Raw genomic sequence first — 18,680 nt, 5'->3', positions numbered from 1 at the left:
CTACCAAGACGGCAAAACAGAACCATCGAATTTTTTCTCGATAAACTCTTTTACTTCTTTAGACTGATACGCTTTCTTTAATTTTTTTACAACTTCGTCATCCTTATTTTCCGTACGAACAACTACCCAGTTCACATATGGTGAATCTTTCCCTTCACGGAAAATAGAATCTTTAGCTGGACTTAGTTTTGCACCTAATGCAAAGTTTGTATTAATCGCAGCGGCTTTCACTTCCCCTAATTGCGTTGGTAATTGTGATGCCTCTAACTCAATAATTTTTAAATTCTTCGGATTCTCAATGACATCTTTTGCAGTTGCTTTCTCTGTTGCTTTTGGATCAACTTTTAAAACGCCTGCTTTTTCAAATAATTTTAACGCTCGAAGTTCATTCGTTGGGTCATTTGGTACAGCAATGGCATCTCCATCTTTTAACTCTTTTACATCCTTCAAATTTTTAGAATATATCCCCATTGGAAACGTTACTGTTGAAAATACTTCTGTCAATTTCATATTGCGCTCCGCTTTAAATACATCTAAATAGGATTTCGTTTGATAGCTATTCACGTCAATGCTGTTTTCATCTAACGATACATTGGGCGCTACATAATCATTAAATACCTGTAAATCAACTTGTAATCCATCTTTTGCCGCTACTTCTTTTACTTTTTCAAAAATTTGTTCATGCGGTCCACCGGTCACACCTACTTTAACTTTTTTCTCATCTAGTGCTTTTGCTTCCTTTTCTGAATCAGCACTACATGCGCCTAATAATAATACCGTTCCACTTACAATACTTAACAATAACTTTTTCATATACAATTCCCCCTCATATATATCTGTTCTTAAACAAAAAACACCTCTCAAATAAGAGAGGTGTCAAATAGACAAAAATAAGCTCCTCTCTTATCTTCCAAAACGAAAATCGTTTTGCAGGAATTAGCACCTTAGCTTATGGTTCATAAGCTCGGTTGCTGGGCATCATAGGGCCAGTCCCTCCGCCACTCTGGATAAGAGTATTCGTATTAAATTTTGCAAAAGTTATGGTACTAATAGTAAATCTTACAAAAAATTTTGTCAATAACATTTTTCTGAATATACTGCGCATTATTGTTCAACTTATTTTGACACTCTCTAGAAATAACGAGCAATAATTATGTACAAAGTATACTCATTATTACTATACTAGATAACAGCGCATACAAGAAAAGAGGTTACATTTTATGCACGAAACACATGCTATACAAACCCTACTCCTATCTCAAATAGAAAAACTAGCTCAATCCTTTCATTACGATTTTTTATATGAGGTTGAACAGCAAAAAACGCTTTGTCAAATTCTGTTAAGAGATGATAACGGCTCAATTGTAGCAACACCACTCAGTTTTCATATGCTGATAAATGAAGTTGCTGGGAAAGGCGAACTTATTTTTTATCATGAACATGGTGAATTTCATCGACAAAAATTTGATATTTATAGGGAAGACAGCATTGTTAAGTTGCTATTGTTCATTCAAGAACGTTTACAAATAAATCAGTAAAGACAATGAACGCAGCTACGAAACGTAGCTGCGTTCATACTTATATCCATTTTAAATTTCCGCCATCTAAGTCGTGGTTATGAAAACAAAAGAAGTTCTCCTCTCATTTTCTCCTTCTGTTTTCACATGGCATGTGGCTAAAAAAGACACTGACCACTTCTATCCATGAACAGATGCTCTCTCCCACCTAAAAGGAATGGTTTATCTTAGTCTTTCAATGCGTATTTATATAGTTACGCTCCAAAATAAATTTCCCTCTTACCTTTTCGTAACATTCATTTCCTCTAGATTCCAAACGCGTGTCACCCAAGACTCATAAAAAGAAGGCTCGTGAGAAACGAGTAAAACTGTTCCTTGATAATTTTGCAACGCTTCTCCTAACGCTTCTTTCGCATACACATCTAAATGATTCGTTGGCTCATCTAAAATCAAAATATTACTCCGCATTAACATAAGTTCGCATAACCGTACTTTTGTTTGTTCTCCTCCACTTAAACAGCAAAGAGGCTGGCGTATATGTTCTTCCTTTAAACCACATCTTGCTAAAGATTGTCGAATTTCTTTTTGCGTCATATCCGGGCGTCCTGACCAGACTTGCTCAAGTGGCGTAATTTCTTCCGCAAATTCTTCTTGAGCAAAATATGCAGGGTGTACTCGTTCTCCGATACTTACTGTTCCACTTAATGGTTTTAATTGCCCCAGTAATGTTTTTAACATTGTTGTTTTTCCAATTCCGTTATGACCAACAATTGCAATCTTTTCGCCTCTTTTTACTTGTAAATTAAGATCTGTAACTAATAATGGTTCCTCATAACCGATTTGAATCTGCTGTGCTTGTAATATACGGCTTACAGGCTCAGTGTGAACTTTAAAATGAAAACGCGGCCTTTGTGCATCGTTAGGTTTTCCTAGCTTTTTCATTTTCTCCAATACCTTTTCGCGGCTTTTTGCCTGCTTTGCTTTTCGAATCTTATTTTTTTGAATAAAACTCTCTAAATTTGCAATTTCCTTTTGCTGCCTTGTATAGGCTACTTGTAATTGATCCTTCTGCAATTGATAGCTTTCTAAAAACCTTTCATAATTCCCCGTATAGCGCTTAATCGTCTGTCCCTCTAAATGATAAATAACATTCGTAATATGGTTTAAAAACGATTCATCATGTGAAACGACAATATAAGCATGCTCATACGTTTGTAAATACGCCCTTAGCCAATCGATATGAACCGTATCTAAATAATTTGTTGGCTCATCCAGCAATAAAATGTGTGGCTTCTCTAAAAGAAGCTTCCCAAGTAATAATTTTGTACGCTGGCCACCACTTAATTTTGAAACATCTTTTTTCATTCCTAAATCTAATAACCCTAAACCAGCTGCTATTTCTTCTATTTTTGTATGAACTTGATAAAAGTCTGAACCTTCTAGTACATTTTGTAATTTTCCATATTGCACTAATAATTTCTCCACATCTGTTTCCATTGCCATCTTTTCAGCAATAGCCATCATTTTACGTTCAATCATATACAGATAAGAAAATGCACTTTGCAAATATTCCTCAATTGTGGTTCCTTCTTGTAAATCAATATGTTGTTCTAAAAAACCCACCTTCACATGTGGAAACCATTCAATTGTCCCTCCGTCAGGCAAAACTTCTCCTGTTAAAAGACGAAGCAACGTTGACTTCCCTGCACCATTGCTTCCAATAAGCCCAGCATGCTCACCTTGTAATAATCGAAAACAAGCATTATATAAAATGGTTTTATCTCCATAGGTATGCGTAAGATTTTCTACTGTTAATATACTCATTTTTGTTCTCTCCTTTTTTTATAACTAACAAGCCAAATAGAGAGAACAGCAAAATAAAGATCTTATTTAATTGTGTATACATGAAAAATGGGTAAGGTGAACACACCTTACCCATTACAATTCATTATTGTAAAAAAGGATTAAGGCTCTTTACCTGCTGTCTTCAATTTGGCTTAAACTTTAAAAATGGGCAGACTTCTCCCATATCAAGCTAAAACCATTTGAAGAACAGTTGATAAAGTCATCTTATCCTTTCACTCCTTTATAAATCATTATCATCCTATAATAAGCATGTACCATGCTCTTATATTTTATTCATTATCAATCTGTTTGTTCCTCTTTTTCTTTAAAAATTTCTTTCAAACCAAAAATCCTCTTAACAGTCATTATACTAAAAACTGTTAAGAGGATTTTACTACTTTCGCATATAAGGAGCCAATATTCCTAAAATCTCCGCTTTGTCTTCTTTTAACTCAAGGGATGTCAACATATCCATCGTGCGCGGACGTGGTAAGTTAACATTCACTTCGCCTACAATCGTAGCTGGCCTTTGTGACATAATGAATACACGATCAGATAATAGAATTGCTTCATCCAAATCATGCGTTACCATCACAATCGTTTGCTGCTCTTGATGCCATGAATCTAAAAGCCAACGATGCACTTCCATTTTTGTAAAGGCATCTAGCTTACCAAATGGTTCATCAAGTAACATAATCGGCTTTTCGCATAAATAGGTACGTAGGAAACTGATACGCTGGCGCATGCCCCCAGATAATGCGTCTGGATAATGATTTGCGTATTCTGCTAAACCAAACTGCCTCAATGCTTCCATTCCTTCTGCAAGTCGCTCTTTCTTTGCTTTCCCATCAATTTCTAGCGGGAGGACAATATTTTGCAATGCGGAGCGCCATGGCAGCAACAGGTCTTGCTGCGGCATGTAACTTACAATATCTTGTTTTTGAACAAGGGTATCGTTGTAGATTACCTCACCACTATTCGCCTCTTCAACACTTGCAATCAGATTTAATAAAGTGCTTTTCCCACAACCACTCGGACCTACAAATGAAACAAACTCACCTTCTTGTATAGAAGCACTAATTTTTTCTAGTACATTTTTCCCATCAAATGCTTTCACAACATCTTTTATTTGTAATCCGTTCATTTTTCACTTGGAAGGAATTCATTTGTAAATGCATCTTTTACATCGATTTTCTTTTTAATAACTTTGTTATCATGCAAGAAATTCATGTAATTCGTCCAAATTTCTTCCTTCTGTACTCCCCATGCTTTCGCATCATCTTGATACTTCGTACTTAGCCACTTTTGGCTCTCTTGTACTAGCTCTTTATTAATATCTGGTACATTTTCAATTAAAATATCAGCCGCTTCTTTTGGCTCTTTAATTGCAAAATTATATCCTTCTGTTGTTGCATTCATGAATTTTTTCACAAAGTCTTTATCATTTTTCGTATGTTTTTCACTTGTAATAATGACCGGGCTATAAAAATCTAATGCCGGATCTAAATCTTTTACCATAATTGTATTTAATTCTTTTCCTTGGCGTTTTGCTTCGATACCGTCCCAACCATAATAAATCCATTCAAAATCTGCATCGCGTCCAATCGATTTAAAGAAGTCTGTTTGTCCAAGAACAATCTTTTCTACTTTACTAAAATCAGCTTGATGTTTATCCATAATTGTTTTTAGCGTCGCTTCTTCTGCTGGTGCACCCCAACCGCCGTAGCGCTTACCTTCAAAATCTTTTGGAGAAGTAATATTGTCTTTTTTCAGCGATGCAAAGGCAGATGTATTATGTTGAATAATTGCTCCAATTGAAACTACCGGGATTCCTTCAACACGAGCTGATGTTACGTTTTCTTGATAACTTACACCGAAATCCGCTTTTCCTGATGCAATCATTTGCTCTGCTGATACGTTATCACCTGGCTGAATGATTTCTACATCTAACCCTTGCTTTTTATAGTAATCTTTCGTCTTTGCTACGTATAAACCAGTATGGTTTGTATTTGGAAACCAGTCTAAAACAACTTTTACTTTCTTTTGTTTATCTACGCTCTCTTCTTTTTTCGCTGCATTACAGCCAACAACACTAGCTGCAAGTATTGCAGCTAGCATAACTTTGAAGCCTTTTTTCATTTTTTATCGTCCTTTCTGTATATCCATGGTGCTGTTAGTCTTGCCATAAATTCTACGATAAAATACAAGAGTAATGTCACCATTACGATAATTGCTGCGATTCCAAATACACGAGCTGTTAAAAAGGATTTCGTCGCACGCGTAAGCATGACGCCTAATCCTTCGCTCGCACCAAGCCATTCTCCAATAATCGCTCCCATCACGCTATATGTAACGGCAATTTTCAGCCCAGAGAAAAAGTATGGGAGCACTGCTGGAAATTTTACCTTTTGGTAGATTTGCCATTTGGTTGCGCGCATTGTTTGTAATAACTTAAGCATGTTTTTATCTACTGTTTGAAAACCTTCTAAAATACTGAGAGCAATTGGAAAGAAACAAACAAGAATAACGACCATCACCTTTGGAAGCATCCCATATCCAAACCAAATAATAAATAAAGGTGCTAACACAACAATCGGAATCGTTTGTGATATTACGAGTAACGGGTTAATCAAAATGCGAAATAGCGGAATAACATCCATAATAATTGCAATACTTGTTCCAAGTAAAATCGCAAAAAACAAACCAATTACAACTTCTTGCAGTGTTTGCATTGTATTTGGTAACAATAAATCTTTCATTCCAATTAACTCTTGAACGATTGCAGAAGGTTTTGGTAAGATCCACGGTTCAATTCGAAATAATGAAACAGATCCTTCCCATATAGCAATGAGAAGGATAAGCCAAATTGTTGTAATTGTTATGTTAGATCGTTTCTGGTTTTTCATATTCATCACGGTACTTCCAAACTTTCTCATTAATCGTTACACCAGTACTTGGACGATAATGAATTTTAATAGAAGTAATAACTTCTTCTGCCCCAGCATCGACACAAGCTTGTTGTGCACGCTTAATAACATCAAGAAGCACATCTAATTCTCCTTCAAGTGTTGTCTCCATTGCACCTACTTCATAGCGAACACCAGATTGTTGTACGACTTCAATTGCCTTATCAACAACGGCATACACATCTTTCGTTTTTGCTTGTGGTACGACTGAAAATGAAATGGTAACTTGTTGTGACATACTAAAATCCCCCTTGCAAAATGTTGTGTAAAAAAGAAAAGGCTTTCCTGCAAAATACGCAGGAAAGCCTTGTATGCAAGTTATTATACAATAACATGTGCTTACATCACTTTAAGTAACTCCCTACGCTGGCATTATCCAGATCAGGTTGAGGGTCGATGCTTTCTTACATCCTCTCAGCCAAATGGCTCCCCGGTCTTAATTCGCTTTCATTGTAGCATGATTTATTTTTTCAAACAAACAAATCTACATTTTTTTATAATATGATACTGCTTACAATCTATTGGTCATATATTTTATCATAGCAAAAATACAAGTATATTAAGGGGGGTAAAAATGGGAATTCGTTTCATTCAAATTTCTTCTATTTATTTTGTCATCGGTGTTTGTATGGGATTATTCATGTCAATTTCCGCTAATTATAAATTGACCGCAGTTCATGTGCATGTTTTATTGCTAGGTTGGACGTCTATGATGTTGGCAGGTATTTTATATTATATTTTCAAAGAAGCTGGTACCTCAAAACTTGGTAAATTACATTTTTGGCTCTTAAATATCGGACTACCGATTATGATGATTGCACTCGCTCTTGAGATTTATGGCCATCATGCAGCTATACCTTTTGTTGCTGGTGGAAGTATTCTTGTTGTTCTTGCTATTATCATTTTTGCTATTAATATTTTCACACAAATTAAAGAAACTCTAAAATAAGTCTCTTTTATAAGAAAAAAGCAGAAACGGATGAATTCGTTTCTGCTTTTTTCTTATAAAAGACATTTGCTATATATATTTATTATTTTTATATTAAAGTAAAATGATTATTTTTTCGAAATAATTTCACGAAATATAGTGAATGTTACTTTTTATGTGTTATATAATAAAAAAGGTTGATTTAACAGGTTTTCATTTGTTTAATTTAATAATTTTCATTCAAATTAAATTATTCAAAAATATCTTACCGTATGGATTTTGGAGGTATTTTATCATGTTTTGGCTACAATTTATCACCTTACTACTCTGCATTTTTATCGGTGCACGCCTTGGCGGAGTTGGCCTAGGAGTAATGGGTGGAGTTGGTATGGCAATTCTCGTATTTGTCTTCCACTTACAACCTACCGCTCCTCCTATTGACGTTATGCTGATGATTTTAGCAGTAATTACAGCTGCTGGTGCCCTGCAAGCAGCGGGCGGAATGGATTACCTTGTCCACCTTGCAGAAAAAGCTCTTCGTAAAAATCCAAAGCGCATCACATTCTTCGCACCGATTGTAACATATTTATTCACATTGTGTGCAGGAACAGGTCACGTTGCCTATTCTGTACTTCCTGTTATTGCAGAAGTATCACGCGAATCAGGAATTAGACCGGAACGTCCAATGTCAATTGCCGTAATCGCTTCACAACAAGCAATTACAGCAAGCCCTATCTCAGCTGCAACTGTGGCTCTATTAGCGATGCTAGCTGATTATAAAATTACATTACTAGATATTTTAAAAGTGAGTATTCCTTCTACTTTTATTGCTTGTATGTTAGCAGCTTTCGTTGCAAGTAAAATGGGCAAAGAGTTAAATGAAGATCCAGAATACTTAAAGCGTTTAAAAGAAGGTATGATTCCTAAACTTGAAGAAAAGAAAGAATTTATCGGCGCGAAAGGTGCCAAATTATCTGTTATTCTTTTCTTATTCGCAACTGTTCTTGTTGTTCTTCTTGGTTCATTCGAAACACTTCGTCCAGGATGGATGATAGACGGAAAATTAGTTCGTCTTTCTATGCCAAACACAATCGAAATGATCATGCTTACCATTGCTGCTCTTATTATTATCTTCTGTAAACCAAATGTAGAAAGCATTGTATCTGGAAATGTCTTTAAAGCCGGCGCTACAGCTGTTGTTGCAATCTTCGGTATCGCTTGGATGGGAGACACATTCTTTAATGGAAACTTAAATATGATTCAAGGATCAATTCAACATTTAGTAACAAGCGCACCATGGTTATTCGCTATTGCATTATTTATCCTATCTATTTTACTGTATAGCCAAGCAGCAACAGTACGTGCTTTAATGCCACTCGGATTATCACTTGGTATTTCACCAGCACTACTCATTGCAATGTTCCCTGCCGTAAACGGATATTTCTTCATTCCAAATTATGGAACAATCGTTGCCGCAATTAACTTTGACCGTACAGGAACAACACGTATAGGTAAATATGTACTAAATCATAGCTTCATGATTCCCGGTCTTGTCGCAACGTTTGCTTCGATTGGAATTGGGATGCTACTCATTTCAATTATGTTTTAACATACAAAAGCACAAACTTTTTCTAAATAAAGTTTGTGCTTTTTCATTTCATCAAACGTTTGTTTACATTGTTCATTCAACGATCTCTACATTATATCCTTTCTTTTCTATCCCACTTAATACTTCTTCAATATGATTTTTATCTTTCGTCTCTAATGACAAATGGAGCTGTGCATATCCTGGAAATACTTTTGTTCCAATCCGCTCTAAATGAATATGTAATACATTTGCTTCAAAACTTTTTACAATTTCGAGTAAGTGTTGCAAATGTCCTGGTTTATCTTTAATCATTGTTGCAATATGAACAAATCGGCCCGCTTCAACCATCCCATGTTCAATAATACGAGTAATAAAGTTAACATCAACATTTCCACCACTTAAAATCGACACAACTTTTTTCTCTTTCACAGGAATTTTTTGATAGAGTAAAGCGGCTAATGAACTAGCACCTGAGCCTTCTACTAATAATTTATTTCGTTCCAGTAGCATTAACATCGTTCTCGCAATTTCCATCTCATCCACACAAAAAATGTCATCTACATACCGCTCTACAAGCTGAAATGTAAGTTCTCCCGGCCTTTTTACCGCAATTCCATCTGCCATAGTTGGTGAAGATTCCACAGTAATCACTTTCTTTTCCTCTAAGGATTGCTTCATCCCCGGACAAGCAAGCGCTTGTACACCATATACTTTCACCGACGGTTTTTGTTCTTTAATCGCCATTGCAACACCTGCAATTAAACCACCACCACCAATAGGACAAATAACAGCTTCGACGTCATCAAGCTGCTGCAATATTTCTAACCCAACCGTCCCTTGACCAGAGATTACAGCATCATCATCAAATGGATGTACAAATTTCGCTCCTGTTTGTTCTTTCAAATCTAGCGCATAAGCTAATGCATCATCAAATACATCACCTTGCAACTCTACATGTGCACCATATCGCTTAGTCGCAAGTACTTTACTGAGTGGTGCACCTTTTGGCATCACAATCGTACAGGGAATATCGAGCATATTACTAGAATAGGCGACACCTTGTGCATGATTTCCAGCAGATGCTGCAACAACTCCATTTTCTAATTCACCTTTATCAAGAGAAACCATCTTATTATAAGAACCACGCACTTTAAAAGAACCGGTCTTTTGTAAATTTTCGAGCTTTAAATACACTTCATTATGTGATAGTTCACTAAATGTGCTCGAATAATCTAGCGGTGTCACATGGACAATGCCTTTCATTTTCTCATGAGCAGCTACAATATCCTGTAATGAAATCATGTTGTACCCTCCGAAACAAGATGTATTCATATATCCTAGTTTGAGCGGCATAGTTTATTTTATTCTGTAAAAAAGAACCATTTCTATAATCGGCGTTTTTCTATATATCGGAACTTCAACGATATATGGCATATCCTCCAAAAAAAATGGCTGTCAATAAAGACCAGCCATTTTTTTCGTACTTTCATATGGTGATTCTGCTAAACTTATCGCAGAGATAACGGAAACTCCATCCGCTCCCGCTTCTATAACCGAGGCAGCATTTTCAGCTGTAATTCCTCCAATTCCAACAATCGGGACTGTAATCCCCGCTTCTCTAAAATGACGCAGGCCTTTCGTTCCTTGTACTGCTTTTGTATCTTTTTTCGTGCTCGTTGGAAAAATAGGTCCTACTCCTAAATAATCCGCCCCATTTGCAATTGCAAAACGAGCTTCCTCTACCGTATGGGCAGATACTCCGACAATTTTATCTCCCATTTTTTCACGAACTGATGTAATTCCTTCATCATCTTGTCCGACATGAACACCATCTGCATCTAACTCAATTGCTAGTTCTACATCATCATTCACTATGAAAGGTACACCGTATTCCTTACAAAGTACCTGTAGCTGCTTTGCAAAACGCACTCGTTCTTCGCTAGTTAAAGCACCTTCACCTTTTTCACGAAATTGGAAAAGCGTCACTCCGCCATCTAACGCTTCTTTCATTACTTGTAACGGATCCTGCTTACAGTTATTACTTCCCATAATAAAATACACTTGCAATAATTTGGACATTTGTTGTTTATCAATATGTGCCATTTCTCTCACCCCTTCTTACTGCATCTCTTTGATACTTCCATATTGTTCAATATCTTCTTTAGTAGTGTTTGCTAACTGATTCAGAAATTCAATTTGGAAACTGCCTGGTCCTTGTTCTACTGTTTTACTTGCAGCTATTTCCGCGGCTACACCATAAAATGTTAATGCCGCAACTGCCGCTTTCACATAATCTTTTTCAATCGCTGCAAATGCTCCTATTACAGAAGTTAACAAACAACCTGTTCCTGTAACTTTCGTTAAAATTGGATGACCGTTACGAACAGTAAAGGTTCTCTCACCATCTGTAACAACATCTTCTTTTCCAGTAATCACCGCAACTGTATCTAATTCATCTGCTGCTTGTTTTGCAATTCCTACAACATCACCATTTCCAGCGCCAGCGTCAACACCTTTAATCTCCCATTTCTCATTAATCACATTGGCAATTTCTGCTGCATTCCCGCGAATCACCGCTAATTTCACTTCACTTGGAATATGTCTCGCAACTTCGGTTCGGTAAGAAGTTGCCCCTGCACCAACCGGGTCAAATAACACTGGTACATGATGTGCATTTGCAGATTTACCAGCAATGAGCATTGACTCTACTTCCTCAGGACGAAGTGTCCCCATATTTAGAACGAGCGCCCCTGCAATGCTAGCCATTTCTCCCACTTCTTCTTTTGCATATGACATAACTGGTGAAGCTCCCAATGCAAGTAAACCATTGGCTGTAAAGTTTGTTACAACGACATTTGTAATATTATGCACAAGTGGATTCGTCTCTCTTACTGTTTCCACTATTTTTGCGATTTCTTTTATATTCATTCTCTTCATCTCCTAATTTTATAATGGGAGATACACAAAAAAGACACTTTGCGTATGCAAAGTGCCTGAACATGTGCTTTTACACTCTCCCTACGCTGGCATTATCCAACAGGTTCAAATGGTCAACGGGCGGTTTAGCCGTACTCTCAGTTCGCATCCGCAAACTCCCATGTGTTTTCTTATTCATCTACTTCAAAGTCTACTCTTATTCTAGTAAAATAACAAGTTCGTTACTCTATCATATATAAATCCAATTTGATTTTCCAACATATAAATTGCGGCTATGAAAAATAAAAAGAGACTTCCACTCATTTTCTCCTTCTGTTTTCACACGGCATGGGGCTAAAAAAGGAACTGACCGCTTCTATCCACCGGCGGATTCTCTCTACCACCTAAAGAGAATGGTTTTATTTCGGTCTTTCCATCCCTATTTATATATAAAAACAGTGATAGGGATACAATCCTACCACTGTTTTTCATGCTATTATTTTAAGGCTTTAGATACTTCTTTCACCATTTCAGAAATAGACTCAAGTCCGCCACCAGATAGGTACCAGTAGTTTGCATCTAAGTAGATTACATTGCCATTTTTCGCAGCATTTGTTTTGCTAACAATTTCATTTTTTACAACTTGTTCCGCAGAAGATTTACCGCCTACAACAGCACCTCTATCTACTACAAATAAGTAATCCGGATTTTTCTCTAAAATATATTCAAATGAAACTTTATTACCATGTGTATCTGCTTTAAGTTCTGTATCTACAGGAGCTACACCAAATACATCATGAATAATACCGAAGCGAGAATTTGGACCATATGCACTTACTTGGCCGTCATTTGCTAAAATAATTAAACCTTTTTTATCACTCTTCGTAGCTTTTTCATTTAATGCTTTTATATCTTTTTCAACTGCTGCAATTTCTTTTTTCGCTTTTTCTTCTTTACCAAAGATGCTTGCTAACATTTCTGTGTTTTCTTTAAATGATTTCATGTAATCTTTTGTGTCTTGTTCTACATAAATTGTTGGAGCGATCTTTTCGAATTCTTTGTATGAATCAGATTGTCTTCCAGAAATAATAATTAAGTCTGGTCCAATTTCGTTAATTTTTTCGAAATCTGGCTCTTTTAGTCCACCAACGTTTGTATATTTTTTATCTTTATATTTAGAAAGATATGCTGGTGTATTTTTTTGTGGTACACCTGTTACTTCAACGCCTAATTTATCTAACGTATCTAAAGAACCAAAGTCAAATACGACAACTTTTTTCGGGTTTGTTTTAACTTTCGTTTCTCCTAATTTGTGCTTAATCGTAATTTCTTTACTTTCACTTGCTTCTGTCTTTTTATCAGAAGAAGCATTATTGCTACATGCTACAGCTACAACAGCAAGCATGAAAGTTAATAATAACATTGCTAATTTCTTCATTACATTCACCTCTATAGATTTTTTAAAATTATTTTAAGTCGATAGTAAGTGATTACTATCAAAATAACTTCCACTATGAAAAATAAATACATATATTATTGCCGGCTATTTCTTCAATATGAATATCCATATCATAAATATCTTTCAAAACAACCGGATCAATAATTTCATTTGTTGCTCCTTCTTTCATTACTTTTCCATCTTTCAAAGCAACGATGCGATCAGAGTAACAAGAAGCAAAGTTAATATCATGAATGACAATAACAATTGTTTTGCCAAGCTCTTCAACTAAACGCCTTAGTACTTTCATAATTTGGACAGAATGCTTCATATCTAAATTATTAAGCGGCTCATCTAGCAAAATATATTCTGTATTTTGAGCAATGACCATCGCAATATATGCTCTTTGTCGTTGCCCACCACTGAGCTGATCTAAATATTTATATTGAATATCTTCAAGCTCCATGTAACAGATTGCTTCTTCAATATGATTCCAATCTTCTTTTGATAAATTGCCTTGTGAATAAGGAAATCTGCCAAAACTCACTAACTCTCGAATTGTAAGTCGTAAATTGATATGATTTGTTTGTTTTAGAATAGAGATTTTCTTGGCAAGTTCATTACTATCCCATTCGCCAATTTCTTTATCCTCTATATGGATTTCACCAGCATCTTTTTTCAAAAGCCTACTCATCATAGATAGAACTGTACTTTTCCCAGCCCCATTCGGTCCAATAAACGATGTGATTTTCCCTTTTGCTATTTTAATAGAGACATCTTCAACAACATTTTTATTTCCATATTGTTTTGATACATTTCTTACTTCTACCATGTCTTGCTCTCCTTTAATAGAAGATAAATGAAGTACACGCCACCGACGAAATTGACAATAACACTTAAAGTCGTATTAAAATCAAACACTCTTTCAACAATTAACTGTCCACCTACTAAAGCGATAATACTAATAAAGATAGAGCCTGTTATTAAATATTTGTGCTCGTATGTACGTAAACATTCGCGCGCAACGTTGACTACAAGTAATCCTAAAAATGTAATTGGACCAACTAGCGCTGTAGAAATGGAAACGAGAATCGCAATTACAATTAAAAACTTCTTCACAACCTTGTCGTAATCGACTCCTAAATTAATTGCTTCTTCTCTTCCAAGCGATAATACATCTAACAGCTTTAATTCCTTATATACATATGCAAGGACGAGGACAATCCCAATAATTGATGTTACAAGCAACTCTGTTTTCACATTATTTACACTTGCAAACATCTTACCTTGTACAATTTGAAACTCATTCGGATCAATGAGTACTTGCATAAATGAAGATAAACTTTGAAAGAAAGTCCCAAATATTAACCCTATTAGCAGTAAGAAGTAAATATTGCTTCCTTCCCTCTTAAAGAGGAATTTATAAAGAAACAATGCGAAAACAATCATTAAGCTTATCGATATAAGGAAGTTAACATTTGTATTCATCATTGCGATATGCTGCGATCCAAACATAAACACAACAAATGTTTGAATAAACATATAAAGTGAATCTAACCCGATAACACTTGGTGTTAAAATACGGTTATTACTAATTGTTTGGAAGATCATAGACGAAAACGCAATTGCTCCGCCCGTTATAACCATTGCCAACAATTTCTTAGCCCTTCTTGGCAATGCATAATCTAATGTATTCATATTTAAGTTAATAAATAAAAAGATCCCAATGGCTACAACTGATATAATGGCAAGTACTGCCAACATTTTTTTATGACCGATTTGTTTTCTATGCTGCATATGCGTTTCTCCTCATCAATAAATAAAGGAAGATCCCGCTTCCGATTACCCCGACTGTAAGACCGATAGAAATCTCATACGGATAAATCACGATGCGACCAAGTATATCGCAAGCTAGTACGAAAACTGCTCCAAGTAAGGCGGTATGAGGTAAACTATTTTTCAAATTATCCCCACGGTAAATCGAAACAATATTCGGAATAATAAGTCCTAAAAATGGAATCATTCCGACAGTTAAGACAACCAATGCCGCAATTAAAGCAACGATAATGAGACCGATATTTAGCACACGGTTGTAATTCATCCCTAAATTCGCTGCAAAATCTTCTCCCATTCCAGCAACAGTAAAGCGATTTGCATATAAAAATGCAATGATAACAAGCGGAATACTTAAATATAAAATCTCATATCTTCCCTTCATAATCATTGAAAAATCGCCTTGTAGCCAAGAATTGATATTTTGAATCAAGTCATACTTATAAGCAAAGAATGTTGTAATGGAACTGATAATATTCCCAAACATAATCCCAACAAGTGGAATGAAAATTGTATCCTTAAACTTAATTCGTTTTAAAATTTGCATAAATAAAAATGTACCAGCTAATGCAAAGACAAAAGCAACGATCATTTTTTCAAGTGGACTGGCTGACGTGAATAGCAACAATGAAACTAAAACACCTAACTTTGCGCTATCCATCGTCCCCGCAGTTGTCGGAGATACAAATTTATTTCTACTTAATTGCTGCATAATTAAACCACTTATACTTAAGCTAACACCAGCAACAATAATACTGATGAGACGCGGTAATCTACTGATAAACACGATTTGCATTTTTTCTTGATCCCAATGCAGAATATCTGATAGATTCACATCTTTTACACCGATAAAAATAGACGCAATCGATAAAATAATAAGCATGATAAACAAATATCTTTTTTTCATAATTTCTTCATGGTGCAGATTATGTTCTGTCGCTATCACCTGATTCAAACAGATTATAACCCTATCATTTTATCCCCCTTTGTCTATTTATAGAATAATAAAAAGAAAATGATTCTCTTTATCAATTAAAAATACAATTTATTCTTTTAATCTGACATTTTGACAATAATCAGATAACCTCTTTTAATGATAATGAATTTCATTTACAATGTCAACGAATACCATTATTATTTATATCATTTTTTTATTTGTATTGGAAAACTCGTTTAGTTTATTCTTTTAAACTAAACTTTAAATTCATTACAGCTTCTACTCAAGCTTGATTTCACGGTTCATCATCTCGGTTTTACTGTTTCATATATGTCACAACAGCGCATTTTGATACTTTCACATCTTCTACTTAAAAATGTAGCGTATTTAATTGATAACAAAAGGTTAGAATCTTCGGCATAACTGAATCTAAGAAGGATGTATGCTATATTTAACTTACGGAAATTTGAAAGGATGTTTTAAATATGGCAAAGAGTGTTGTAATTGCTGAAAAACCTTCTGTTGCACGTGATATTGCACGTGTATTGAAGTGTGATAAAAAAGGAAATGGTTATCTTGAAGGTAATAAATATATCGTTACTTGGGCTTTAGGGCATCTCGTTACATTAGCAGATCCAGAAAGTTATGATGTGAAATATAAAAAGTGGAATTTAGAAGATCTACCAATGCTACCTGAACGTTTGAAATTAACAGTGATTAAGCAAACTGGAAAACAGTTTAATGCTGTTAAAAGTCAGCTGATTAGAAAAGATGTAAATGAAGTAATTGTAGCTACAGACGCAGGGCGCGAGGGAGAATTAGTCGCTCGTTGGATTATCGATAAAGTTAAAGTTCATAAACCGATTAAACGTCTATGGATCTCATCTGTTACCGATAAAGCAATCAAAGACGGATTTGCAAACTTAAAGCCAGGTAAAGCGTATGACAATTTATACGCTTCAGCTGTCGCACGTTCAGAAGCTGACTGGTATATCGGTCTGAATGCGACACGTGCATTAACTACTCGGTTCAATGCACAACTAAACTGCGGTCGTGTACAAACACCTACTGTAGCTATCATTGCAGGGCGTGAGGACGAAATTAAAAACTTCAAAGCGCAAACATACTACGGCATTGAAGCTCAAACAACAGAAAAGTTAAAATTGACTTGGCAAGATGTTAGAGGAAATGGTCGCAGTTTTGATAAAGCAAAAATTGATACCATTGTGACAAAACTGGATAAACAAAATGCAACTGTGGTGGAAATCGATAAAAAGGTAAAAAAATCATTTGCTCCTGGTCTTTATGACTTAACAGAGCTACAACGTGATGCGAATAAAATCTTTGGTTATTCTGCAAAAGAAACGTTAAATATTATGCAAAAACTGTATGAGCAGCATAAAGTACTCACTTACCCTCGTACAGATTCGCGCTATATCTCATCTGATATCGTCGGAACACTGCCAGAGCGTCTGAAGGCGTGCGGAGTAGGAGAATATCGTCCTTTAGCTCATAAAATTTTAAATAAACCAATAAAATCGAGTAAGTCATTTGTTGATGATAGTAAAGTAAGTGATCATCATGCAATCATTCCAACGGAAAGCTATGTGAATTTCTCAGCTTTCTCAGATAAAGAACGCAAAATTTATGATTTAGTGGTAAAGCGTTTCTTAGCAGTTTTATTCCCAGCTTTTGAATATGAGCAACTAACGTTACGCACAAAAATTAGTGATGAAAAATTCGTCGCACGCGGCAAAACAATTCTGAATTCCGGCTGGAAAGAAGTATACGAAAATCGCTTTGAAGATGACGATGCAGCAGATGATTTAAAAGAACAAATCTTACCTCGCATCGAAAAAGGCGATACATTAAGCGTAAAACTAATTGTCCAAACATCAGGTCAAACAAAACCACCTGCACGTTTTAATGAAGCAACATTACTTTCAGCAATGGAAAATCCTACAAAATACATGGATACGCAAAACAAACAACTTGCTGATACGTTAAAATCAACTGGTGGATTAGGTACTGTAGCTACGCGGGCTGACATTATCGACAAACTATTTAATTCATTCTTAATTGAAAAACGTGGTAAAGATATTCACATTACCTCAAAAGGTCGTCAGTTACTTGATTTAGTACCAGAAGAACTAAAATCTCCTACACTAACTGGTGAATGGGAACAAAAACTTGAGGCTATCGCAAAAGGTAAATTAAAAAAAGAAATTTTCATTTCCGAGATGAAAAACTATACGAAAGAAATTGTTTCCGAAATTAAATCGAGCAATAAAAAATATAAACACGACAATATTTCAACGAAAACGTGTCCAGACTGTGGCAAACCGATGCTAGAAGTGAACGGCAAAAAAGGCAAAATGCTCGTATGCCAAGATCGCGAATGCGGTCATCGTAAAAATGTATCTCGTACTACAAATGCACGCTGCCCTCAGTGTAAGAAAAAACTAGAACTTCGCGGTGAAGGAACTGGCCAAATCTTCGCATGTAAATGTGGCTATCGCGAAAAACTTTCTACATTCCAAGAGCGTCGCAAGAAAGAGTCTGGTAATAAAGCTGATAAACGCGACGTTCAAAAATATATGAAACAACAGCAAAAAGAAGAAGAGCCATTAAATAATGCACTAGCAGAAGCGTTAAAGAAATTAAAATTTGATTAAACAAAAAGGTTCCTACTGTTTTCAGTAGGAACCTTTT

The 18,680-nt window shown here is 35.6% G+C and carries 17 protein-coding genes and 3 riboswitches; of the genes, 4 read left to right on the top strand and 13 right to left on the bottom strand.

What is annotated here, in order from left to right:
• Positions 1–813, bottom strand: a complete 813-nt coding sequence (locus AAIE21_RS21655) for a MetQ/NlpA family ABC transporter substrate-binding protein (protein ID WP_343268681.1) — start codon at positions 811–813, stop codon at positions 1–3.
• Between the two features lie 87 nt (positions 814–900).
• A riboswitch (SAM riboswitch) is annotated at positions 901–1,014 on the bottom strand.
• A 206-nt stretch (positions 1,015–1,220) separates the two neighbouring features.
• Between AAIE21_RS21655 and AAIE21_RS21650 the strand changes: the two genes are divergently transcribed.
• Entirely contained in the window at positions 1,221–1,538 is a 318-nt protein-coding gene (locus tag AAIE21_RS21650) for a hypothetical protein (protein WP_343268680.1), read from the top strand.
• A 258-nt stretch (positions 1,539–1,796) separates the two neighbouring features.
• Here AAIE21_RS21650 and AAIE21_RS21645 read toward each other — a convergent pair whose 3' ends face one another.
• From AAIE21_RS21645 to AAIE21_RS21625, 5 genes are all read right to left on the bottom strand, one after another.
• Entirely contained in the window at positions 1,797–3,341 is a 1,545-nt protein-coding gene (locus AAIE21_RS21645; RefSeq protein WP_343268679.1) for an ABC-F family ATP-binding cassette domain-containing protein, read from the bottom strand.
• 415 nt (positions 3,342–3,756) lie between these two features.
• Complete coding sequence (locus AAIE21_RS21640; protein WP_343268678.1) at positions 3,757–4,506, bottom strand: ABC transporter ATP-binding protein; 750 nt, start codon at positions 4,504–4,506, stop codon at positions 3,757–3,759.
• Complete coding sequence (locus AAIE21_RS21635) at positions 4,503–5,501, bottom strand: ABC transporter substrate-binding protein (protein WP_343268677.1); 999 nt, start codon at positions 5,499–5,501, stop codon at positions 4,503–4,505. Before AAIE21_RS21635 ends, AAIE21_RS21640 begins: the two co-directional genes overlap by 4 nt.
• Complete coding sequence (locus AAIE21_RS21630) at positions 5,498–6,274, bottom strand: ABC transporter permease (RefSeq protein ID WP_343268676.1); 777 nt, start codon at positions 6,272–6,274, stop codon at positions 5,498–5,500. The genes AAIE21_RS21635 and AAIE21_RS21630 overlap by 4 nt, the downstream gene beginning before the upstream one ends.
• Positions 6,246–6,566, bottom strand: a complete 321-nt coding sequence (locus AAIE21_RS21625) for an MTH1187 family thiamine-binding protein (RefSeq protein WP_343268675.1) — start codon at positions 6,564–6,566, stop codon at positions 6,246–6,248. The genes AAIE21_RS21630 and AAIE21_RS21625 overlap by 29 nt, the downstream gene beginning before the upstream one ends.
• Before the next feature lie 103 nt (positions 6,567–6,669).
• A riboswitch (TPP riboswitch) is annotated at positions 6,670–6,771 on the bottom strand.
• Between the two features lie 131 nt (positions 6,772–6,902).
• On the opposite strand from AAIE21_RS21625, the gene AAIE21_RS21620 reads away from it, so the two are divergent.
• Together AAIE21_RS21620 and AAIE21_RS21615 are read left to right on the top strand one after the other, a co-directional pair.
• A complete protein-coding gene (locus AAIE21_RS21620) occupies positions 6,903–7,277 on the top strand; it encodes a cytochrome-c oxidase (RefSeq protein ID WP_343268674.1) in 375 nt (124 codons plus the stop codon).
• A gap of 274 nt (positions 7,278–7,551) precedes the next feature.
• Positions 7,552–8,865: an anaerobic C4-dicarboxylate transporter family protein gene (locus AAIE21_RS21615; RefSeq protein ID WP_343268673.1), complete on the top strand. Its 1,314-nt coding sequence runs from the start codon at positions 7,552–7,554 to the stop codon at positions 8,863–8,865.
• Between the two features lie 72 nt (positions 8,866–8,937).
• On the opposite strand, the gene ilvA is transcribed toward AAIE21_RS21615, so the two are convergent.
• From ilvA to AAIE21_RS21580, 7 genes are all read right to left on the bottom strand, one after another.
• Positions 8,938–10,146: a threonine ammonia-lyase gene (ilvA, locus tag AAIE21_RS21610; RefSeq protein ID WP_343268672.1), complete on the bottom strand. Its 1,209-nt coding sequence runs from the start codon at positions 10,144–10,146 to the stop codon at positions 8,938–8,940.
• A 153-nt stretch (positions 10,147–10,299) separates the two neighbouring features.
• On the bottom strand, positions 10,300–10,947 hold the full coding sequence (gene thiE / locus AAIE21_RS21605; protein WP_343268671.1) for a thiamine phosphate synthase: 648 nt from the start codon (positions 10,945–10,947) through the stop codon (positions 10,300–10,302).
• Positions 10,948–10,962: 15 nt separating this feature from the next.
• Entirely contained in the window at positions 10,963–11,772 is an 810-nt protein-coding gene (gene thiM, locus AAIE21_RS21600; RefSeq protein WP_343268670.1) for a hydroxyethylthiazole kinase, read from the bottom strand.
• 70 nt (positions 11,773–11,842) lie between these two features.
• Positions 11,843–11,953, bottom strand: a riboswitch (TPP riboswitch).
• A gap of 303 nt (positions 11,954–12,256) precedes the next feature.
• On the bottom strand, positions 12,257–13,198 hold the full coding sequence (locus tag AAIE21_RS21595; protein WP_343268669.1) for a siderophore ABC transporter substrate-binding protein: 942 nt from the start codon (positions 13,196–13,198) through the stop codon (positions 12,257–12,259).
• A gap of 73 nt (positions 13,199–13,271) precedes the next feature.
• Entirely contained in the window at positions 13,272–14,030 is a 759-nt protein-coding gene (locus AAIE21_RS21590; protein WP_343268668.1) for an iron ABC transporter ATP-binding protein, read from the bottom strand.
• A complete protein-coding gene (locus AAIE21_RS21585; RefSeq protein ID WP_481858703.1) occupies positions 14,024–14,962 on the bottom strand; it encodes an iron chelate uptake ABC transporter family permease subunit in 939 nt (312 codons plus the stop codon). Before AAIE21_RS21585 ends, AAIE21_RS21590 begins: the two co-directional genes overlap by 7 nt.
• 22 nt (positions 14,963–14,984) lie before the next feature.
• On the bottom strand, positions 14,985–15,938 hold the full coding sequence (locus AAIE21_RS21580; RefSeq protein ID WP_343268758.1) for an ABC transporter permease: 954 nt from the start codon (positions 15,936–15,938) through the stop codon (positions 14,985–14,987).
• A gap of 515 nt (positions 15,939–16,453) precedes the next feature.
• Here AAIE21_RS21580 and AAIE21_RS21575 point away from each other — a divergent pair.
• Positions 16,454–18,643 (top strand): DNA topoisomerase III, encoded by a 2,190-nt coding sequence (locus AAIE21_RS21575; protein WP_343268666.1) that lies wholly within the window; start codon positions 16,454–16,456, stop codon positions 18,641–18,643.
• The last annotated feature ends 37 nt before the right edge of the window (positions 18,644–18,680 follow it).

Origin of the sequence: Paenibacillus sp. 102 (assembly GCF_039549175.1) — a bacterium.
Lineage (GTDB): Bacteria > Bacillota > Bacilli > Bacillales > Bacillaceae_G > Bacillus_A.
The sequence above is the reverse complement of the archived record's forward strand: the minus strand, read 5'-3'. Positions and strand labels throughout refer to the sequence as shown.